This window comes from Deinococcus alpinitundrae, from assembly GCF_009982895.1.
GTDB lineage: Bacteria > Deinococcota > Deinococci > Deinococcales > Deinococcaceae > Deinococcus > Deinococcus alpinitundrae.
Genome location: NZ_WXZL01000069.1, coordinates 1 through 3679, shown reverse-complemented (window position 1 = coordinate 3679; position 3679 = coordinate 1). Strand labels below are relative to the sequence as shown.

Annotated in this window: 4 protein-coding genes; 2 read left to right on the top strand and 2 right to left on the bottom strand. The window is 58.5% G+C overall.

Translation table 11 applies throughout. The features are described from left to right. Positions 1 to 428: 428 nt before the first annotated feature. Positions 429 to 1019: a dihydrofolate reductase family protein gene (locus GUI70_RS22310; protein WP_161884471.1), complete on the bottom strand. Its 591-nt coding sequence runs from the start codon at positions 1017 to 1019 to the stop codon at positions 429 to 431. A gap of 49 nt (positions 1020 to 1068) precedes the next feature. Between GUI70_RS22310 and GUI70_RS22305 the strand changes: the two genes are divergently transcribed. Continuing rightward, complete coding sequence (locus GUI70_RS22305; RefSeq protein WP_202630564.1) at positions 1069 to 1749, top strand: DUF1993 family protein; 681 nt, start codon at positions 1069 to 1071, stop codon at positions 1747 to 1749. Positions 1750 to 1819: 70 nt separating this feature from the next. Here the strand turns inward: GUI70_RS22305 and GUI70_RS22300 are convergent, their stop codons facing one another. Beyond that, entirely contained in the window at positions 1820 to 2695 is an 876-nt protein-coding gene (locus GUI70_RS22300; RefSeq protein WP_237725118.1) for a cation diffusion facilitator family transporter, read from the bottom strand. 279 nt (positions 2696 to 2974) lie between these two features. On the opposite strand from GUI70_RS22300, the gene GUI70_RS22295 reads away from it, so the two are divergent. Further along, on the top strand, positions 2975 to 3133 hold the full coding sequence (locus GUI70_RS22295) for a hypothetical protein (RefSeq protein WP_161884468.1): 159 nt from the start codon (positions 2975 to 2977) through the stop codon (positions 3131 to 3133). Positions 3134 to 3679 lie beyond the last annotated feature (546 nt).

The window sequence follows — 3679 nt, the reverse complement described above, 5'->3', positions numbered from 1 at the left end:
TCTCCTCAACCTTGATCGGCTTTCATTTCGTCGCCGCTTGCGTTCTGTTGCTGACGAAACTCAGGCCCCTCCTTGGATAGCCAGTCAACCAGCCTCTAGGGACCACCGAGCACCCCGCTGGGGTACCCGGTGGCGAAGTTCTTCAGCGAAGAGGGGGCTGAATTTAATACACCACTCGCAGAGAGTCTCGTGGCTGACCTCAATAGCGCGCTAGTGAAGCAATTCTTGAACGTCACGGTAGCGGTCAAGCGTTCTCATGGGCGCTGTTCTGGCCAAGAAGCTCAGGGAAAAGCGGTGGTATAGCCAAACGACATGCTGGGTGATGGTCATGGGTCAACGGTGGCGGTAAGGCTTGGCATCGGTCACGGCGGGTCAGCCTAACCCAGCCCGATTAAGGCGACACAACCGTTCATAACCACTCCTTGCGCTCAGCGACGAACGCGATAGCGAATATGGGTTGCCTCGGGCGTATCAATCACCCGAACAACATCCAACTCGAGGCGCGACGGCAGCACCTCGAACAGCCGACGACCACCGCCGAACAGCACCGGAATCTGGTGAATCTGCAACTCGTCCAGCACGCCGGCCTCGAGCGCCCGTTGCGCCGTGTACGCGCCGTGTACCATCACGTTCCGGTCTCCGGCGGCGGCCTTCGCCTGTGCCATCGCGCTCTTGATCCCGTCAAGCACATACGTTACCAACGGGTAGTTGGCGACGGACGGGCCGGGTGGCCGGTGGCTGGGGACGAAGATCGGGACACCGTGATGATTGCCGCCCCAGTGATCAACCTGTTCCACGGTGCGCCGACCCGAGAGCACCGCGCCCGTTGCGTTGACCTCGTCCATGAATTGTCTGCCGAGTTTGGAGTGCGCGACAGGCACAGGTTCCCCGTTCGAGCCGAGCCCGTACCAATCGTGCAGCCGCATGAAGCCGTCGCCACCGGGGTTGCCGACTTCGTCGTTCGGACCAGCGATATACCCGTCGAGCGACATGGACATGTAAAGCACAGATGTCAACATCTTGACCTCCTGAGAAGTTGCACCGAGAGCATTGGGCATCATAGACCAAGTGTTAGGGTTTCTGCTGTTTGACGCCAACGGCTTATCAAAACACATAGGGCTGCCAGGTCTTCTTCGTTCCGATAGCATGAGCCATGCGATCACGAGGAAAAGCAGTGGATGGGGTCCGATGTCGTTGAGTGCCTATGATCTGTCTGCTGGTCTCTTCGTCCGCGGACTCACCAACTTAAAGATGCAATTGACGAAGGCTGAAGCCCATGTCGCAGCTACTGGCGGCGGTGAAGGCGAGTTGCTGGGGGCGCAACTCGCCTCCGAAGGGCCGGTGCGCGACCTTTCGAGTCCCGTGCCAACTGACCTGCACGGGTATACCCTTGCCGCCCAGATCCACTGGGCGGCGCAAGGGGCCGAGTTGGCGATCGCACGGTTGCTGGGTGCGCCACAGACGCCAGCTCCAAACGATGCGAAGAGTTTTGCCGAGCTGTACCAGCGCCTTGACGCGACGATCGTGTATCTCCGAGAGATTGCGCCAAGTGACCTCGAAGCTGGCCTTGCTCGAACGGTTGTGATCGAGCATCGCGGTGTTTCGATGAGTCCCAGCGGCAGCCAGTTTCTGGTCGCCTACGCGATTCCCCACTTCTACTATCACCTGAGCACCGCCTACGGCATCTTGCGCAACCAAGGCGTGCCCCTCACCATGGGCGACTTTTTGGGCAACTGGGCGATGAATTGAATGGCCTCGAAGCTGCTTGGCCCTTAGTCTGCTCAGCGGCCGAGCAGCCGGGATAACGCCGCCGCAGCGCTCAAAGCACCACAATCCCCTGCTGTTTAGCCTTGCCTTCAGGTTCCAGATGAATGCTGACCTGACTCCCAGGCATTTGCCGCCCGATACTCTCCTCCAACCGGTCGCAAATCGCGTGTGCATCCTGGACGGTCATGGCTCCTGGAACCACCAGGTGGAACTCGATGAATGTGACGCTGCCGGCATGACGCGTTCGAAAGTCATGTGCTTCCAAGGCACCCTCAGCGTGTTCACTCACCCACTGCTTGAGCTGCAGCTGCACTTCCAACGGTGCCGCTTCATCCAACAAACTCAGGAGGCTGCTCTGAACCAGCTTGTATCCCACCCACAGCACATACAGCGCCACCAGAATGGCCGCCATTGCATCAAGTGCATGGAGGCCCGTGAATTTGACCAAGCCCACACCGACCAAGACGCCAATACTTGTAATCACGTCACTCAACAGATGTTTACCATCCGCTATGAGAGCAGGTGACTGAAGTCGCTTCCCAATCTTTAAAAGGTACTGGCCGTAGCCCCAGTTGAGGAGCGTCGCCACACTGGACACCACCATGCCGAGTCCTAAGGCTTCCAGCGGCTTGGGATGCAGCAAGGCTTGAACAGCGGAATACACGATGGCCAGAGAAGCAGCGACAATGAGCGCGCCTTCGAGCATGGCACTGAAGTACTCGGCTTTCTGATGGCCATACGGGTGAACGGCATCGGCAGGCCGGCTCGCTACGCGCAAGGCAGCGAGGGCCGCTCCTGCCGCGACCACATTGATTAAGCTCTCCAGAGCGTCTGAAAAGAGGGCGACGCTGCCGGTCAGGAGGTATGCGCCGCCCTTCAGAGCAACGACAATCAGGCTCAGGATGATGCTTAAAAAGGCGCTTCGCATCGCCATTGAGGATGCTCTTCGCATTGTCTGATTCTTTCACGTCTAGAGGTTGCCAAGCACGGAAATGCAGCAACAATTGGTTGATGCCGCGCAGTACAGGGCATGTCTTAATTCATGACCGGGAGCACAAGAGAGCCCGTCACACATCCGCTGTACTCCTAAACCGCCAATACTGCTTGGTATATGGAATACGTACTCGTAAGAATTCAGGATGGCACAGAGATAGGACATGGCACAGTCTTGGCCTCTGAGTGTCCGACCCTGGAAGAAGGAGCGACCGTGACGGTCGCCCCGCATGGCACTTCATCCGATCAGCAGGCTCAGTATCAGATCATTGACGATCAATCGGGCCTAAAGTACCTGGCGGAGCGTGGCACACGTGAAGGTGGCCCTGAAGGGATCTACCAGTACATGGTGCGTTCGCGTGATCCAAGGTAATAACGTGAAGGGCGAGCAGGCTCCACAACACCCGACAGCGGAAGCTGTTGGGTTGGCAACGGACAGAATCAAAGCGCCGGGCGCACTCCCCCTGGGGAGGACAGGCGGCGACGCCCATCCTGATCAGAGCAGAGGGAGGGAGTGATGGTTTCGCGTTCTCGTCTGGTGAGAACGCTCAGGAAGCCTGTTGCCCGCGCTCTTGGGCGAGCCCAATGAGGATTCCTTCGGGACCCCGGATGTAGCAGAGCCGGTACGTGTTTCCGTACTGAACCACCTTACCGACGAGCTGCGCACCGCGTTTGCTGAGCCTATTGAGCGTTGCGGTGATCGGCGACCACAGGCGGCGTGAGGAATCGCGACAACTCGAGACGGCTATGGCCGTCTGGCGTGCGCATCATGGCAATTTCGACCCGGGTCGTCTCTGAGCCGTGAGCTTCTATTATTGGACAATAGACCTCCTGCGAAAGTCACGCTCTCTCAGTAAGCGAGTGATTGCACAGCGCGGCGATGAGATTCGCGCGGAGGGAAAAGCGCCGTCTCCGGTGA